Here is a 16647-nt window from a genome sequence, read left to right as displayed (position 1 = left end):
AAGAAGATTGATAACTGACAAAATTGAGGTTTTGGCGAAATAAAAAATCCTGCTAGTATAGCAGGATAACTCGCGATTAAAAAATGCTCCAACCTTCTTGAGCAGAAAGAAGTTCAAGAATTTTAAAACCAGCAATACTATTTCCGTTTGCATCTAAAGCTGGTCCGAAAATACCGATTCCCATGTCTCCTTTTACGCAGCCAAAAATACCACCGGCTACACCGCTTTTTGCAGGAATACCAACACGAATTGCAAATTCACCAGATTCGTTATACATACCACATGTGACCATAAATGTTTTGCAAATTTTTGTAATATGTTTAGGGATGATTTGTTTCTTTTTATATGGATCATATCCATCCATTGCAAAAATTAAGCCGATACGTGCTAAATCGATGCAGTTTACTTCAACTGCGCATTGACGAGTATATAAATCCATAAGTTCTTCAATATCACAATCGATAATTCCGTTTTGTTTCATATAATAACAAAGTGAACGGTTTAGATAAGCTGTCTCTAGTTCTGAATCGGCAACTTTAGAGGAATAATTAATAGTAGGATTATCTGTTATTTCACGTACAAAGTGAAGAATACGTTCCATTTTTTCCTCGTTATCTTTTCCTGCTAACATGCTTGTAATAGCTAATGCTCCTGCATTTATCATTGGATTAAGGGGTTTGGACGGACTTGTCGTTTCTAACTTAATAATAGAATTAAATGGGTCACCCGTTGGTTCCATTCCAACTTTAGAAAATACATATTCTTCACCACGGTCTAAAAGGGCAAGGGCAAGTGTAATTACTTTGGAAATACTTTGAAGAGTAAATAGTGTTTGTGAGTTGCCTGCATGGATATATTCTGTTTCTTTATGGAAAATGGCAATCCCTAAATCGTCTGGATTTGCATTTCCTAGTTCGGGGATATAAGTAGCAAGTTTGCCTTTTTTCGTATATGGTTTTACTTGTTCTAACAACTGTTGTAAGTTGTTTGTTTCAATGCACTGCATAGTACCAACGCTCCTATTTTGAATTAACTAAGTTTACTTTTCCCGATATGCTCGGAAATAAATAATAACATGAAAAAGTGGAATGATAAAACGAAAGTTCAATGTGATATAATAGGTCTTTCGTTTCGAGTATTCTGTATTTTAAAAAGGAGAATTTTCCTTTTATATAACAGTTTGGAAATAGGAGATTTATCCATAAAAAGTTCAGAAATAAAAACTACACATCTATACAACTATATGTTATTATGGTTATGTAATAGAAAGCGTTTTCTAAAGCGTACTTATAATGATAACGATTTCATAAATTTAATTAGGGGGAATTAAAATGTTGCAGTTTTTACAACGTATTGGTAAAGCGTTAATGCTTCCGATCGCAGTACTACCAGCAGCAGGATTATTGCTTCGTTTAGGGCAACCAGATGTATTTGATATTCCTGTTATGGCACAGGCCGGCGCAGCAGTTTTTGATAACTTAGCACTTATTTTTGCAATTGGTATTGCAATCGGTCTTTCAGTGGATGGTAGTGGTGCAGCAGGTCTTGCAGGTGCAATTGGTTATCTTGTTATGAAAAATAGTATTGATGCACTTAGCAAAGGGTATTCAACTGCTGAATTACAAGGTAAATTAGGTAAAGTCCAAGATTTAATAGGTAATAGCGCAAATGTAGATCCATCTAAGCTTGCAGATACAATGACACAAGTATCTAAGGCTGCTGAATTATCGACTAAAGTAGATATGAAAGTTTTAGGTGGTATTATTGTTGGTGTTATAGCAGGACTTCTTTATAATAAATTCCATAAGATTAAACTTCCAGAATGGTTAGGTTTCTTTGCTGGAAAACGTTTCGTTCCAATTGTTACATCAGTTGTGATGCTGATATTAGGAATTCTATTTGCACAAATTTGGCCAACAATTCAAAATGGTATTGATGCATTAGCTCATGGAATTGTTAATTTAGGTGCAATTGGTTCAGGATTATTTGGTTTATTAAACCGTTTATTAATCCCAATTGGTTTACACCACGTAATGAACACATACTTCTGGTTTGTATTTGGGGACTTTACAAATGCAGCAGGTAATGTTGTTAATGGTGATATTGCTCGTTTCCTTGCAGGTGACAAAACAGCAGGTATGTTTATGACTGGTTTCTTCCCAGTTATGATGTTCGGTTTACCAGCAGCATGTTTCGCAATGATTGCAGCTGCTAAACCAGAAAAGCGTAAAGCAGTTACTGGTATGTTAGCTGGTCTAGCATTAACTTCATTCTTAACTGGTATTACAGAGCCTATTGAATTCTCATTCATGTTCTTATCACCAGTATTATATGGTATTCATGCTGTACTAACAGGTCTTTCTTTATTCATTACAACATCACTTGGCATTCATGATGGTTTCTCATTTAGTGCCGGTGCAATCGATTATGCTTTAAACTTCGGTATTGCAACAAAACCAGTCTTACTAGCAGGTATCGGTTTAATTTACGCAGCAATTTATTTCATAGTATTCTACTTCTTAATTAAGAAGTTCGATTTAAAAACTCCTGGTCGTGAAGATGACGATGAGTTAGTTGAAGATGGTGATGCACCAGTTGCAGGTTCAATTGGTGAAACTTACGTAGCAGCTTTAGGCGGAAAAGAAAACTTAACAGTTATTGATAACTGTGCAACACGTCTACGCTTACAAGTAAAAGATGCTGGTCAAGTAAATGAAGCAGCATTAAAACGTGCTGGTGCAAAAGGTGTTATGAAATTAAGTAATACAAGTGTACAAGTTATCGTAGGTACAAATGTTGAATCTGTTGCCGATGATATGAAAAAACACGTATAAATAATGAGATAAGAGGATGTCCAAAAAGATTGATAACATCAATTTTTTAGAGGATATCCTCTTTTTTTTTGTTAATAATTTAACGGGAATCTTACTTTTGTAAATTTTCTTTTTCTTTTTTGTACATATAGGTTGGTAATATGTGCAGTGCGTGATAAAGTAGGGATGATATAGAATGGATTATCCATAATCTACTAAAACGAATCTTTAGTAGAGGAATTAAATTATTGGTGAGTAAGGGGAAAAAAGCAATTATGGATCAGGAAAAAAATAATGCGAATGGGAAAGCACATCGGCCGATTGTATACATAAAAAGAACAATCATTCTCGTCTTACTATTATCACTTGTATATTTCATGTATACAAAAATTGTTGCGCATAATAAGAAAGAAGAAACTTTAAAAGCGGCAGCAGAAATGAAGAAACAAGAAGAGTTAAAAAAGAAAGAAGAAAAAAAGAAACAAGAAGTACAGAAGCAAAAACAAAAAGAGCAGGAAGAACAAATGAAGCAAGCGCAAGCAGCGGAGAAACCTGCTGAAGGACCACCTCAAGAAATTAATGAAAACGCTCAATTGGACCAGTATTTACAAAACGCAGGATTTAGCGGGACAGCTGTTATTGTGAAGAACGGAAAAGTTCTTCTGAATAAAGGGTATGGTATGGCAAATAAAGAGCAGCAAGTACCGAATAATTCAGAGACGACTTTTTATATTGGTTCTATTTCAAAGGCGTTTGTAGCAACTGCTATTATGCAATTGAAAGATCAAAATAAATTACAAGTAGAAGATACTGTTGCGAAGTATATTCCAGATTTTCCACAAGGTAATAATATTCAGCTAAAACATCTATTAACACATACATCAGGGATTCCCGAATATGAGCAGGGAAAAGAAGATATTTCTCATGAAGAACTGATAAAGCGGATAGGAAATCAAAAGCGTATTGGTGGTCCAGGAGAGAAGTGGAAGTATTCTGATTCGAACTACTCTATACTTGCTTATATTGCAGAGAAGGTAAGTGGGCAGTCACTCGAAGAATATATTAAACAACATATTTTTGCCACTGCCGGTATGAAACATTCTGGCTTTGGCACAGCGTTAGAACAAACAAGATTCCCATCAACGGGTTATAAAATAGTAAATAATAATATGACAACACCTAATATTCCAAGCATGTCACAACTATATGGTTGTGGTGATATATACACAAGTGCGCATGATTTATATTTATTTAACGAAGCACTATTCTCTGGAAAATTAATTTCAAAAGAGAGTTACGATCAAATGTTTACGGGTGGAAAAAAGGATTACGGGTTTGGATGGTACGTAGACCCAGGAAGCTATTCGAATCATGGTGTAATGCCAGGTTGGAATTGCTTAAACGGATTTAGTAAAAATGGTAGTGTATATGTTGTTTTATTATCTAACATTCAAAATAATATTAAATCATTTGGTAAAGTGAATAATGACATTTATTCGATATTGCGGAATATTGAAGTGTAAGAAACTATCCTGTTGGATAGTTTTTTTTATGCTCTGAAACAAATATTTCTTTTAGAAAATGTATGTCTTACCTATCACAAAAATATCCATTTTGTATACATTAAGATGTATGGATGTAAAATTTTATAATCTAAAAATAATAGGAGGAGAAGTGTATGTGTCTGTTCAGAAAATATTGGCATAAATTATCAAGATTGTTTAATAGACAATTAGATTATTTTTTAGATAATAAGTTATTGCCTGCTGTGGAAAGACTTTTATTTTCACAAAACTTCGCGAGATTTATTCAAAGAAACTCTAAGCAAGCTACGGAAGAAGTTATTGAATCAAGTAGATTTCAATCTATTATTTGTAACATTTTAAAAGAATGCAATACATCACCTTTTAAAGAAATTGCAAAGCAGTATTTAGGTAAAAACGTAGAAATTACGGTGACAGTTGGACAATTAACAGGTGTTATTGTAGCAGTTGGTGATGACTTCTTAACATTGCAAGAAGGAATAGGAACTGAAGTTTTATTACCATTTACAAGTATTATATCAATTAAAGAAGCGTAAGAAAGGAGAGTTATATATGTTATTTACTGATGAATTACGTAACCATGTTGGAGAACTAGTGCAAGTTGTGACAGCTGTAGAAATCATTGTAGGCGTTCTTTTATCTGTGACGGATGGGGCAGTAATTGTTCGTACTTCTCCTTCTTATGGACCACCAGAAGATGTAGTTGTGCGTATTCCTATTATTGCTTATGTTCGCTTGGAAGGGTAAGAGTGATACAAGTATGAGAGTGTCAGTTGTTATTCCAGTGCATAATGAAGCAAGTACTTTATCAAAAGTTTTAGTAGAGGTAAGCAAGCTCGAACCATATGAAGTTATCATAGTAGATAATGGATCGACAGATGGGACGAAGGAAATAGCATTACAGCATAATTGCCGTGTGATTTATTATAGATATTCTCTTGGTAATGATGTGGGACGGGCAATTGGTGCTAGAGAAGCAAAAGGCGAGATTGTTTTGTTTTTAGATGGTGATATCGTCATGAAAAGTGAAGAATTATACAATTTTATTAAAGGAATACGACAAGGACATGAGATTGTTTTAAATAATTTAACATGGTCCGTTTACTTGAAGATGAGACCGCATTATACGACGGTTGGAAAATATATGTTAAATCGTTATTTGAACAAGAAAGAGTTTGTTGTAGGATCTTTAATTGCAATACCACATGCGATAAGTCGTAAAGTGATTGAAAAACTGGGGTGGTGGAATTTAGCAGATCCAGCATTATTTCAAGCGATGGCGATGTCTAGAGGAGTAGATATTTCTGATATGGCTTCAGTTGATGTCATCTACACAAATAAAGTTCGTCCTGTGCATACTGGTACATCACCTGGCTCTCCTTATCCGAAAGCGACTAGTCGTATTATGGGTGATCATTTGCGAGCTTTACAATACGTAATCGAAACATATGGTAAACGCGGTGGTTTTTCAGAGGACAATAGAGATAGAGAGTTTGTAGGAAAGTATAAACCAGTTTTATTACAAAAGAATAAAGCGAAATATAGTGCCATTATCCCAGTATCAGAAGAGAAAATGACCATAAGGTCTGTTATAAAAGAAGTGAAAGAAGCAGGTGTAGATGAAATTATAGTTGTCGCGAATGGAGCAGATGTTGAGACTGTTAAACAGGCAAAGCTAGAGAATGTTATTGTTGTTGAATTTACGAAGGCGCTTGGACATAATGTAGCACGAGCAATAGGTGCCATGCATGCTACGGCAGATATTTGTTTATTCGTTGATAGTGATCTTGTTATTCCAGCAAAAAAACTCACTCTATTTTTACATGCTGTTGAAGATGGAAATGACGTGGTGTTAAATGATTTACAATGCTTATTAGATATGTTTCATCCAGCAGATCCAATTAGTATGGGAAAATACTTTGTGAATTTGATAGCGAAACGACCAGATTTATGGAATAACTCACTAACTGCTGTACCACATGCCATTCATAAGAAGGTAATAGAGAAAATAGGATATGATTCCCTTATCATTCCGCCATTAGCACAAGTGAAAGCTATTTTAGAAGGATTCTCTATTACAACAGTAGAGTTAGTAGATGTTATAAAAACAAATCGAGTACGTCCAGAGCAACACGAATTTGTAAATGGGCGTATTTCAGCGTTTGATCGTATTTTCGGTGATCAACTTGAAGCGGTTGCGTATTTATTACAATGTACGGACGAACGTGGTGGTTTTACAGATGGAGATAGAGATAGAGATGTAATTCAACAATTGAGAAGGGAAGAAGAGAATACAAATGAATAGTAGTAAAGTAGCTATTATTGGGCTAGGGTATGTTGGCCTTCCTTTAGCGGTACATTTTGCAGAAAGAGGGCATACAGTACTTGGATTAGATAAAGATATTAGAAAAATAGACTCAATTATAAAAGGAGAAAGTTATATTCCGGATGTTTCTTCTAAAGAGTTACAAAGTTTATTGACGAAAAAAAAATTAACAGTAAATACACCGGATCAAGGCATTGCTGATTTTCAAAATAGTGATTATGTTATTGTCACTGTCCCGACTCCAATTAATGAACAAAGAGAACCAGACTTAAGTGCCCTCATTTCAGCTTCGCATTATATACAACAAAACCTTCAAAAAGGACAAACCTTCATTTTTGAAAGCTCCACATATCCAGGCACACTTGAAGAAGTCATCCTACCTATTATTTCTCAAAATGGTAAAAAGGTAGGGGAAGATTTCTATATCGGATATTCCCCTGAGAGAATTGATCCAGCAAATAGTCAATATTCAGTTCAAGCTATTCCAAAAGTTATTAGTGGACAAACAGAAAAGTGTAAACAAAAGTTACAGGATTTATATAGTACCATTTTTGACGAAGTTGTACCTGTTAGCTCTCCGAAAGTAGCAGAGATGTGCAAGCTATTTGAAAATATTCAGCGCTTAGTTAACATTTCTTTAGTAAATGAACTAAACACACTATGTGAAAGTTTAGGCATTGATTTTTATGAGGCCATTGAAGCGGCATCTACAAAACCATTTGGGTTTACTCCGTATTGGCCAGGGCCAGGGATAGGGGGACACTGTATTCCCGTAGACCCTTTATATTTTCAATGGAGAATAAAAAAGAATGGAGCAATTAGTCAATTAATTGAGGCTGCACATATAATTAATGAAGAAATGCCAGAGAAAATGGTCCGGAAAGTAAAAAGTGTGGTGCAATTACCTGCAACGGTGTTAATTGTAGGGATTGCGTATAAAAAAGATGTAAATGATTTGAGAGAATCACCAGCGTTACCGATTATTCAATTATTAAGAAATCAAGGATACGAGATAGAATATCATGATCCTTATATTTCTTCCGCGGAAATTGGAGATAAGGTGTACCAATCTGTTTCTTTAGATGAAGAAAAAGTTAAAAAAGCGGATTGTATTTTAATTTTAACGGATCATTCTAATATTGATTGGAAGCTTTTTAAAGGAATAGACCGAGTAATAGATACACGCGGGATTGTAAAGAAGGTGAGTAAATGAGTAAGAAATGTTTAATTACAGGTGGAGCCGGATTTATCGGGTCACATTTAGCTGAAGAGTTGATGAGAAGAGGTTATGAGGTCACTGTTGTGGATAACTTTTATAAAGGTAAAAATAAGTACCATAAAGAGTTAATGAAAGAAATCCGTGTTATTCCAATAAGTGTTTTAGATAAAAATTCTATTTATGAATTAGTAGATCAGCATGATGTCGTGTTTCATTTAGCAGCAATTTTAGGTGTGAAAACAACAATGGAAAAAAGTATAGAGCTCATAGAAACGAATTTTGATGGGACGAGAAATATTTTACAAGCAGCGCTAAAAGGAAAGAAGAAAGTAGTTTTTGCTTCTACTTCAGAAGTATATGGTAAGGCCAAGCCGCCTTTCTCTGAAGAGGGAGATCGATTGTACGGGGCAACTTCTAAAATTCGTTGGAGTTATGCGGTTTGTAAAACGTTAGAAGAAACATTATGTTTAGGATACGCATTAGAAGGCTTACCGGTAACGATTGTTCGATATTTTAATATTTATGGTCCAAGAGCGAAAGATGGTCCGTATGCAGGAGTAATTCCGCGATTTATCCGTGCGGCATTGCAAGGAGAAGACATTCTCGTATATGGAGATGGAAAGCAGACACGTTGTTTTACGTATGTGAGTGATGCGGTAGAAGCAACAATTCGGGCAATGGATGAGAAGGTAAATGGTGAGATTATTAATATAGGTTCTGAGAATGAACAGAGTATAAAAGAAGTAGCAGAAGTAATTAAAAAATTAACGAATTCTTCTTCGAAGATTGTACAAGTGCCTTTTGAAGAAGTATATCCTCATGGTTTTGAAGAAATTCCAAATAGAAGACCAGATGTAACAAAATTAAAAGAGCTTGTTCAATTTCAGGCGAAAGTAACGTGGGAAAACGGATTGAAGGAAACAATTAAGTGGTTTCGTGAACAAAACAATGGCTAAGTCATTATCTGTTATTATTCCTGCATGTAATGAGGTCGATACGATTTCAGACGTTATTCAATCGGTAAGACCATTAAATCCAGTAGAAATCATTGTAGTAGCAAACGGTTGTAATGATGGAACAGAAGATGTTGCAGATCGTTTAGGGTGTAAAGTAATCAAGCATACAGAGCTACTAGGGAACGATGTTGGACGTGCAGTCGGCGCAAAACATGCGATAGGTGATGTATTACTATTTATAGATGGTGATTTTGCTATTCCAACTTCAAAATTAAAATTATTCCTTAATCCGATTTTATACGATCAGGCAGATGTAGTTTTAAATAATTTGGATGCATTATTTTTAAAAAGGCAAAAAACCACTTCTATTACAGTATGGCGCCAAATATTAAATGCAATGTTAGAGCGTGAAGAATTAAAAATGAATTCTTTATTAGATGTACCTCATGCGCTGACGAAAGAAGTCGTTCAAAGCATCGGATATGAATGTTTTGTTAATCCTATTGTGGCTCATTTACGCCTAGTTCAAAGTAAATGGAGAATTAGTCGTCATTGTGCTATTGACGTTATTACGCCGAATAAATTTCGTCCATTCCAGCATGCTGCATATGGGACAAATCTTTCCCAATCTGAAAAAAGAATGATAGGTGATCATATAGAAGCAGTAGCAGAACGGATATTAAGCAGTGATGAGCGCGGAGGATATTATGATGGAAATAGGAAAAGGGATAGTGTCTATCATACTTTAAGTTTTGAAGAGTTTTATCAAGGGTGGGGTGTTACATCTGATTTCTATAAAGGAAAGCAACTATCGGTTGTTATTCCCGTACAAGATGAAGAGAAAACAATTGGAAACGTTATAGAAGAGCTTCGCAAAATTGAACCCTTCGAAATTATCGTTGTCGTAAATGGTTCGTCAGATAAAACGAAAAAAATTGCAAAAGACAAAGGGGCAACGACAATTGTATATAAAGAAGCACTCGGAAATGATGTGGGGCGCTCACTTGGAACGTATTTTGCAAAAGGAGAAATTGTGTTATTTATAGATGGCGATTTTGTTATTCCAGCGAGTGAGCTATATCCTTTTGCGAAAGCTATTGCAGATGGAACAGATGTTGCATTAAATGATCTAAATCATTATTTAGATTTAAGAGTACCGCTTCATCTTGTAACTGCATTTAAATATGCATTAAATTTAGCTTGTGATAGAAAAGATCTAGGCGTAGGCTCTCTTATCGCTGTACCGAATGCGTTTAGCCGTAAGTGTTTGAAAGAAATTGGGTATAGATCTTTACTGGCGCCGTGTGTAGCCCAAGTGAAAGCTATTCTTTCAGGATTTGAAGTTGCATGTGTAAGTCGTGTTGAGGTCGATAAGATGAACCGTATTCGTCCCAGTGAACATTTTGCTAAAATAGGTCATCCACCAGCTGTACTTCGAATTATAGGTGATCATATAGAAGGACTAGATCAAATAATTGCATTAACAGACAATCGTGGCGGATTCTATGATGGCAATAGAAAAAGAGATGTTTTATAGAAGTAACAAAAAAAGTGTACAACATGTGTACACTTTTTTGTTCTGTTATAAAAACTATAACAGATTAGGAGATAAGAGTATTACAGCTCTACAATGGGTATTGTTCTTATATTACAAAATAGGACTCGTATATAAGGATACCAAAAAAATACAATTAAGGAAAGGGTTAATTTTAAAGACTTTTAAATGAAGTTAACACTATATATATAGTAGTTTGCTCAACATTTCACAAACATGTCACAACTATTTCGTTCACTTTCGTAAAAAAGTAGTATTCTAAGTGTGTAAGCTGTTATATAAAAAATCTTAGTCCTGTACTAATCAAAAATGGAGGAGATTAGGATGACTCAAGTATTAGAAAATGTTAAAAACGCATGGGAAAACTTTAAAGGTGAAAAATGGAAAGCAGAGATTGATGTTCGCGATTTCATTTTAAATAATGTAAACGTTTTCGAAGGGGACGAATCTTTCTTAGCAGAAGCAACTGAAGCAACGAAACAACTTTGGGATCAAGTAATGGATTTAACAACGAAAGAACGTGAAAACGGTGGCGTTCTTGATATGGATACAAAAATTGTTTCTTCTATTACATCACATGACCCAGGATACTTAAATAAAGATATTGAAAAAGTAGTTGGTTTCCAAACTGATAAACCATTTAAACGTTCTTTACAACCATATGGTGGTATTCGTATGGCAGAACAAGCTTGTGAATCTTATGGATACGAAATGGATAAAGAACTTAGTCGTATTTTTAGAGAGTGGAGAAAAACTCATAACCAAGGTGTATTTGATGCATACACACCAGAAATGAGAAATGCACGTAAATCAGGTGTTATTACTGGTCTTCCAGATGCATACGGACGTGGACGTATTATCGGTGACTATCGCCGAGTAGCGTTATATGGTATTGATCATTTAATTGAAGCGAAAAAAGCTGATTTGAATTTAACTGGTGGTGTAATGAGCGAAGATACAATGCGTTTACGCGAAGAGTTATCTGAGCAAATGCGTGCACTTCAAGAGTTAAAAGAAATGGCTGCTTCTCATGGCTTCGATATTTCTAAGCCAGCAACAAATGCACAAGAAGCATTCCAATGGTTATACTTCGCATACCTTGCAGCGATTAAAGAGCAAAACGGAGCTGCAATGAGTCTTGGACGTACTTCTACATTCTTAGATATTTACATTGAAAGAGATTTAGCAAATGGTACTTTAACAGAAGAAGAAGTACAAGAAATTGTAGATCACTTCATTATGAAATTACGTCTTGTGAAATTCGCAAGAACACCTGATTATAATGAATTATTCTCTGGTGACCCAACTTGGGTAACTGAATCTATCGGTGGTATGGCATTAGATGGTCGTCCATTAGTAACAAAGAACTCATTCCGTTTCTTGCATACATTAGATAATTTAGGACCAGCTCCAGAACCAAACTTAACTGTTCTTTGGTCTAAACAATTACCAGAGAACTTTAAAAACTACTGTGCGAAAATGTCTATTAAAACATCAGCAATTCAATATGAAAATGATGACATTATGCGTCCTGAATACGGCGATGATTACGGTATTGCATGTTGCGTATCTGCAATGAGAATCGGTAAACAAATGCAGTTCTTCGGAGCTCGTGCAAACTTAGCGAAAGCATTATTATATGCGATTAACGGTGGTAAAGATGAAAAGTCAAAAGCACAAGTTGGTCCTGAGTACGCACCAATTACTTCTGAAGTATTAAATTATGAAGAAGTTATGCATAAGTTTGATATGACAATGGAATGGTTAGCGGGTCTATATTTAAACACATTAAATGTTATCCATTACATGCATGATAAATATAGCTATGAACGTATTGAAATGGCACTTCATGATACAAACGTTCTTCGTACAATGGCAACAGGTATCGCTGGTCTATCTGTAGTAGCAGATTCATTAAGTGCAATTAAGTACGCAAAAGTAAAACCAATTCGTGATGAAAATGGTATTGCAGTTGACTTCGAGATTGAAGGAGATTTCCCTAAATACGGTAACAATGATGATCGTGTAGATGAGATTGCTGTAAATCTTGTAAAAACATTTATGAATAAACTTCGTAAACATAAAACATACAGAAACTCTGTTCATACAATGTCAATCTTAACAATCACATCTAACGTTGTTTACGGTAAGAAAACTGGTAATACTCCAGATGGCCGCCGTACTGGAGAACCATTTGCACCAGGTGCGAACCCAATGCATGGACGCGATACAAAAGGTGCATTAGCTTCATTATTATCTGTGGCTAAATTACCATATGAAGATGCACAAGATGGTATTTCTAATACATTCTCTATTATTCCGAAAGCACTTGGTAAAGAAGATGATGTACAAGTACGTAACTTAGTATCAATGCTTGATGGCTATGCAGTAAAAGAAGGGCACCACTTAAATATTAACGTATTTAACCGTGAAACATTAATGGATGCAATGGAACATCCTGAGAAGTATCCACAATTAACAATTCGTGTATCTGGTTATGCTGTAAACTTTATTAAATTAACTCGTGAACAACAAATTGATGTAATTAACCGTACAATGCATGAAAGCATGTAAATGAAAAAGGTTTCCCTTCGCTCTTAATATATAGCGAAGGGAGGCTGTTTCAATAAAGGAGGAAGTAACATGGTAAAAGGAAGAATACATTCTGTAGAGTCTTGTGGTACTGTTGATGGCCCGGGGATTCGTTATGTCATATTTACACAAGGGTGTTTATTACGTTGTCAATATTGTCATAATGCTGATACGTGGGAAATCGGTAAAGGTAAAGAAATAACAGTTGAAGAAGTGATGCAGGATGTGACATGTTACCTTCCATTTATTGAAGCTTCCGGAGGCGGTATAACAGTTAGCGGTGGAGAGCCATTATTACAGCTAGACTTTTTAATTGAGTTGTTTAAAAAGTGTAAAGCGGCTGGTATCCATACAACAATCGACTCTTCTGGTGGTTGTTATTCTGAGGAACCAGAATTCCAAAATAAGCTAGATATTTTAATGGATTATACAGATTTAGTTTTATTGGATCTGAAACATATCGATTCCAAAAAGCATCGTAAATTAACAGGGAAATCAAATGAACATATTTTACAATTTGCTCGTTATTTATCGGATAAGAATAAACCGATTTGGGTACGACACGTATTAGTTCCTGGTGTTACGGATAATGAAGAGGATCTACAAAAACTATCTAGCTTTATTCAAAGTCTGTCTAATGTTCAAAAAGTTGAAGTGTTACCATATCATAAGCTTGGTGTATATAAATGGGAGGCGCTTGGACACAAGTATCCACTCGCAAATGTAGAACCACCTACTGAGAAAAATGTAGAACATGCTAAATATATTTTACAAGCGGTCTAATCCAAATATTGGATTAGGCTTTTTGCTTTCTTTACAATAAAATCTAGAGTATATATTGATAAAAGAGTATACTGAAAGTAGAATATCCATAATTTTGTACGGAATAAATGGAGAAATTTACATAATTGTAAAGGGAAATCAAAATAGTAAAAAGAATTAAGAAGTAAAAGAGTGAGTATCATGGAATAGAGAACATTTGTAAGTTATTGCGAAAGCTCTTATAGGAAAGTATAATGTAAAGATATGAGCACAGATAGGATTAAGGGGTCAATCTTATATGCTTTGCATATCCACGACAAGTACATAGCTGAAAGGGAATTATTAGAATCTGTTTATGTAATTTTTAAGGAAAATGTTTTTCCTATTGTCGTATATGCAATATGGAGAAACAAAAAGCTAGGAGTGGATTTGTTTGATAAAAAACCCCAAGGTTTTAATATTAACTGCACATTACGGTAATGGTCATGTGCAAGTAGCAAAAACATTAGAACAAACATTTCGCCAAAAAGGAATTGAAGATGTTATTGTATGCGACTTGTTTGGAGAATCACATCCATTTATAACTGACATTACAAAATATCTATATTTAAAAAGTTATACAATAGGAAAAGAATTATATCGTTTGTTTTATTACGGGGTAGAAAAAATTTATGATAAGAAAATAGCATCTTGGTATGCGAACTTTGGAAGAAAACGTTTGAAAACACTATTACAGGTGGAGAAACCAGATATTGTAATTAATACATTTCCAATTATCGCTGTACCAGAATTGAAGAAACAAACAGGTATTTCAATTCCTGTCTATAACGTATTAACGGATTTTTGCGTGCACAAAATATGGATTCATCGAGAAGTAGATCGTTATTTTGTTGCAACGGATCATGTGAAAGAATTGATGGTTGATATCGGTGTACCTGCGGAACAAATTGTTGAAACAGGAATTCCAATTCGGAGTAGTTTTGAGTTAAAGGTAAATCCAGAAATCATATATACTAAATATCAGTTATGTAAGAATAAAAAGATTTTACTAATTGTAGCAGGTGCTCATGGGGTATTAGGAAATGTAAAAGAACTATGCCAATCATTTATGTCAGTGCCTAATTTACAAGTAGTTGTCGTTTGTGGGAAAAATGAAGCTTTAAAACAGGATTTATTAAGTTTACAGAAGCAAAATTCCGATGTATTAAAAGTGTTTGGGTATGTTGAAAATATTGATGAATTATTCCGTGTTACTTCTTGTATGATTACGAAGCCAGGCGGAATAACATTAAGTGAAGCAGCAGCGTTGCAAGTACCTGTCATTTTATATAAGCCTGTTCCAGGACAAGAAAATGAAAATGCGATGTACTTTGAAAGAAAGGGAGCAGCAGTTGTCATTCGCGATGATAGTGAGGTTTTTGCAAAAACAGAGGCATTATTACAAGATGATGTGAAGCTTCTTCAAATGAAAGAAGCAATGAAAAGCATCTATCTTCCAGAGCCAGCTGGTCATATTGTAGATGCAATTTTGGCAGAAAATCATGCAGAACCGCGTCATATACCTATTAAATCACCTGCTCTTGCACAATCTTTTACTTAATATGAAACCCTCTTTGTATATGTAAAGAGGGTTCTTTATTATTTTCAAAGAAAATTCAGCCAGTTATCCACAAAAGGATTGCGCTTTCATTAAACAGTAAAGTCGGAATATTAACAACTATATCCACATTGTCCACAATTTTTAGAAAAATATCCACAATTAAAACAGCTGATATATGCTTTAATATAGAAAAAAATTAAATGTTTTTGAAAATTACTAACAATTCTGTTGGTTTTGTGGATAAAGTTGTCCACAGCAAAAAAAGCCCCTTATGTATAAGGGGCTTTTTTGCTTACTTCTATCAATAGAGAAAATTATGTAATGAAAATGAATAATTAGGGGGGAAACTTCTAATTATTCATTTTCACTTTAAATGCTTTTCGAGCGATATCCTGCTGCACGATCTGCTTTTTGAAATTCGCGTTGATAGAGAACTTCTTGTGTACTAGATAATGTGTTTTTTGCTTTATCACGTTTCTTTTTATCCATTACAAATCACCTCGTGTCTTAAAGTTACTATTTATCGTTTCCAAAGACATGAGGGGATATACGCATATGGAAAATGTTAATGATTGATTATCATTTCAGAAAATTTAGATTATGCTTCTTTTAATTGATGAGCATCTTGGAAGGTTGTATCTCGCATTGTAGCAAGTGTGTATTGATCTTTTGGAATTTCATATAAGTTATATACTTCTTCGTTTGCGTTAATTTCATCATATACGGCTTTTCTTGTTTCGTTTGCTAGATTCACATATTGCAGTTTTTCTGCAGCTTTAATAGAACGAATATTTATTTTACGAATACGCATGAAAATTGTTTCAATATCTAATTCATAGAAAAGTTCACTAAAAAATGAATCTTTTGCCAATTTATTATAGCCTTTTCCATGATATGGTTTGCCAAGCCATGTCCCGAGAAATCCAGCTTTTTCTTGCACATCAAATAAAGTAATTGTTCCGATAGGGTTACCCCATTCATCTAAAATTGTGCGTGAAATTAATTCACCACGCTCTTCAGCTTCAATCGTTTGTTTTGTTAAGAATAAATATTCTTCATAAGAATAAGCCTTTTGACGCACAAAAGGGAAGACAGCTGGATCCACCATTAACTCGTATAGAACGTGGCTGTCGTGTAAGTCGCGTTTTTTCAACATACTAACTCCTCCTCACACGAGGGTAGCATGACGAAAAAACACCCCACCCTCGAAATTTTTATATCAATCTTTAAAAAATTTCGGGGTGGGAATCGAACCCACTAGAACCAGTTTCTAACGCTGG

Annotated in this window: 15 protein-coding genes and 1 pseudogene; 13 read left to right on the top strand and 3 right to left on the bottom strand. The window is 34.7% G+C overall.

Annotation, left to right across the window (positions count from 1 at the left end; genetic code table 11):
- Positions 1 to 76: 76 nt before the first annotated feature.
- Positions 77 to 1006 carry a glutaminase A gene (gene glsA, locus ACTFRM_RS23515; RefSeq protein WP_001149850.1) on the bottom strand — a complete coding sequence of 310 codons (930 nt, stop codon included), beginning with the start codon at positions 1004 to 1006 and terminating at the stop codon, positions 77 to 79.
- Between the two features lie 69 nt (positions 1007 to 1075).
- On the opposite strand from glsA, the pseudogene ACTFRM_RS23510 reads away from it, so the two are divergent.
- The 13 genes and pseudogenes from ACTFRM_RS23510 to ACTFRM_RS23450 all read left to right on the top strand — a co-directional run bounded on the left by ACTFRM_RS23510 (position 1076) and on the right by ACTFRM_RS23450 (position 15367).
- Positions 1076 to 1190, top strand: a pseudogene (locus tag ACTFRM_RS23510) (transcriptional regulator).
- A gap of 141 nt (positions 1191 to 1331) precedes the next feature.
- The gene (gene nagE, locus ACTFRM_RS23505; RefSeq protein ID WP_000938900.1) at positions 1332 to 2834 is read left to right on the top strand and encodes an N-acetylglucosamine-specific PTS transporter subunit IIBC; all 1503 of its coding nucleotides are present in this window, start codon (positions 1332 to 1334) and stop codon (positions 2832 to 2834) included.
- Positions 2835 to 3088: 254 nt separating this feature from the next.
- Positions 3089 to 4336, top strand: a complete 1248-nt coding sequence (locus ACTFRM_RS23500) for a serine hydrolase domain-containing protein (RefSeq protein WP_033691709.1) — start codon at positions 3089 to 3091, stop codon at positions 4334 to 4336.
- A 155-nt stretch (positions 4337 to 4491) separates the two neighbouring features.
- On the top strand, positions 4492 to 4893 hold the full coding sequence (locus ACTFRM_RS23495) for a hypothetical protein (RefSeq protein WP_000335531.1): 402 nt from the start codon (positions 4492 to 4494) through the stop codon (positions 4891 to 4893).
- Between the two features lie 16 nt (positions 4894 to 4909).
- The gene (locus ACTFRM_RS23490) at positions 4910 to 5104 is read left to right on the top strand and encodes a hypothetical protein (protein ID WP_000899470.1); all 195 of its coding nucleotides are present in this window, start codon (positions 4910 to 4912) and stop codon (positions 5102 to 5104) included.
- Positions 5105 to 5117: 13 nt separating this feature from the next.
- Positions 5118 to 6662 carry a glycosyltransferase family 2 protein gene (locus ACTFRM_RS23485; RefSeq protein WP_440043637.1) on the top strand — a complete coding sequence of 515 codons (1545 nt, stop codon included), beginning with the start codon at positions 5118 to 5120 and terminating at the stop codon, positions 6660 to 6662.
- A complete protein-coding gene (locus ACTFRM_RS23480; protein ID WP_440043618.1) occupies positions 6655 to 7896 on the top strand; it encodes a nucleotide sugar dehydrogenase in 1242 nt (413 codons plus the stop codon). The genes ACTFRM_RS23485 and ACTFRM_RS23480 overlap by 8 nt, the downstream gene beginning before the upstream one ends.
- Entirely contained in the window at positions 7893 to 8858 is a 966-nt protein-coding gene (locus ACTFRM_RS23475; RefSeq protein WP_000037018.1) for an NAD-dependent epimerase/dehydratase family protein, read from the top strand. Before ACTFRM_RS23480 ends, ACTFRM_RS23475 begins: the two co-directional genes overlap by 4 nt.
- On the top strand, positions 8851 to 10395 hold the full coding sequence (locus ACTFRM_RS23470; RefSeq protein WP_013141734.1) for a glycosyltransferase family 2 protein: 1545 nt from the start codon (positions 8851 to 8853) through the stop codon (positions 10393 to 10395). Before ACTFRM_RS23475 ends, ACTFRM_RS23470 begins: the two co-directional genes overlap by 8 nt.
- A complete protein-coding gene (locus ACTFRM_RS23465; protein ID WP_002094217.1) occupies positions 10364 to 10585 on the top strand; it encodes a hypothetical protein in 222 nt (73 codons plus the stop codon). The genes ACTFRM_RS23470 and ACTFRM_RS23465 overlap by 32 nt, the downstream gene beginning before the upstream one ends.
- A gap of 152 nt (positions 10586 to 10737) precedes the next feature.
- Positions 10738 to 12987, top strand: a complete 2250-nt coding sequence (pflB, locus tag ACTFRM_RS23460; protein WP_000195471.1) for a formate C-acetyltransferase — start codon at positions 10738 to 10740, stop codon at positions 12985 to 12987.
- A 69-nt stretch (positions 12988 to 13056) separates the two neighbouring features.
- Complete coding sequence (pflA, locus tag ACTFRM_RS23455) at positions 13057 to 13788, top strand: pyruvate formate-lyase-activating protein (protein WP_000238459.1); 732 nt, start codon at positions 13057 to 13059, stop codon at positions 13786 to 13788.
- 412 nt (positions 13789 to 14200) lie between these two features.
- Positions 14201 to 15367: a diglucosyl diacylglycerol synthase gene (locus ACTFRM_RS23450; protein WP_000594693.1), complete on the top strand. Its 1167-nt coding sequence runs from the start codon at positions 14201 to 14203 to the stop codon at positions 15365 to 15367.
- Positions 15368 to 15736: 369 nt separating this feature from the next.
- Here ACTFRM_RS23450 and ACTFRM_RS23445 read toward each other — a convergent pair whose 3' ends face one another.
- Positions 15737 to 15856, bottom strand: a complete 120-nt coding sequence (locus ACTFRM_RS23445; protein ID WP_000358482.1) for a YfhE family protein — start codon at positions 15854 to 15856, stop codon at positions 15737 to 15739.
- 109 nt (positions 15857 to 15965) lie between these two features.
- Positions 15966 to 16523, bottom strand: a complete 558-nt coding sequence (locus ACTFRM_RS23440) for a GNAT family N-acetyltransferase (protein ID WP_000914737.1) — start codon at positions 16521 to 16523, stop codon at positions 15966 to 15968.
- Between the last annotated feature and the right edge of the window lie 124 nt (positions 16524 to 16647).

The organism is Bacillus cereus group sp. MYBK227-1 (genome assembly GCF_051916325.1).
Lineage (GTDB): Bacteria > Bacillota > Bacilli > Bacillales > Bacillaceae_G > Bacillus_A > Bacillus_A cereus.
This window is presented reverse-complemented; position numbering and strand designations above follow the sequence as displayed.

What these genes read in the sequence shown, in the direction of transcription:
- glsA (WP_001149850.1), bottom strand. Translation starts at nt 1,006, where the DNA reads ATGCAGTGCATTGAAACAAACAACTTACAACAGTTGTTAGAACAAGTA.
- nagE (WP_000938900.1), top strand. Translation starts at nt 1,332, where the DNA reads ATGTTGCAGTTTTTACAACGTATTGGTAAAGCGTTAATGCTTCCGATC.
- ACTFRM_RS23500 (WP_033691709.1), top strand. Translation starts at nt 3,089, where the DNA reads ATGGATCAGGAAAAAAATAATGCGAATGGGAAAGCACATCGGCCGATT.
- ACTFRM_RS23495 (WP_000335531.1), top strand. Translation starts at nt 4,492, where the DNA reads ATGTGTCTGTTCAGAAAATATTGGCATAAATTATCAAGATTGTTTAAT.
- ACTFRM_RS23490 (WP_000899470.1), top strand. Translation starts at nt 4,910, where the DNA reads ATGTTATTTACTGATGAATTACGTAACCATGTTGGAGAACTAGTGCAA.
- ACTFRM_RS23485 (WP_440043637.1), top strand. Translation starts at nt 5,118, where the DNA reads ATGAGAGTGTCAGTTGTTATTCCAGTGCATAATGAAGCAAGTACTTTA.
- ACTFRM_RS23480 (WP_440043618.1), top strand. Translation starts at nt 6,655, where the DNA reads ATGAATAGTAGTAAAGTAGCTATTATTGGGCTAGGGTATGTTGGCCTT.
- ACTFRM_RS23475 (WP_000037018.1), top strand. Translation starts at nt 7,893, where the DNA reads ATGAGTAAGAAATGTTTAATTACAGGTGGAGCCGGATTTATCGGGTCA.
- ACTFRM_RS23470 (WP_013141734.1), top strand. Translation starts at nt 8,851, where the DNA reads ATGGCTAAGTCATTATCTGTTATTATTCCTGCATGTAATGAGGTCGAT.
- ACTFRM_RS23465 (WP_002094217.1), top strand. Translation starts at nt 10,364, where the DNA reads ATGATGGCAATAGAAAAAGAGATGTTTTATAGAAGTAACAAAAAAAGT.
- pflB (WP_000195471.1), top strand. Translation starts at nt 10,738, where the DNA reads ATGACTCAAGTATTAGAAAATGTTAAAAACGCATGGGAAAACTTTAAA.
- pflA (WP_000238459.1), top strand. Translation starts at nt 13,057, where the DNA reads ATGGTAAAAGGAAGAATACATTCTGTAGAGTCTTGTGGTACTGTTGAT.
- ACTFRM_RS23445 (WP_000358482.1), bottom strand. Translation starts at nt 15,856, where the DNA reads ATGGATAAAAAGAAACGTGATAAAGCAAAAAACACATTATCTAGTACA.
- ACTFRM_RS23440 (WP_000914737.1), bottom strand. Translation starts at nt 16,523, where the DNA reads ATGTTGAAAAAACGCGACTTACACGACAGCCACGTTCTATACGAGTTA.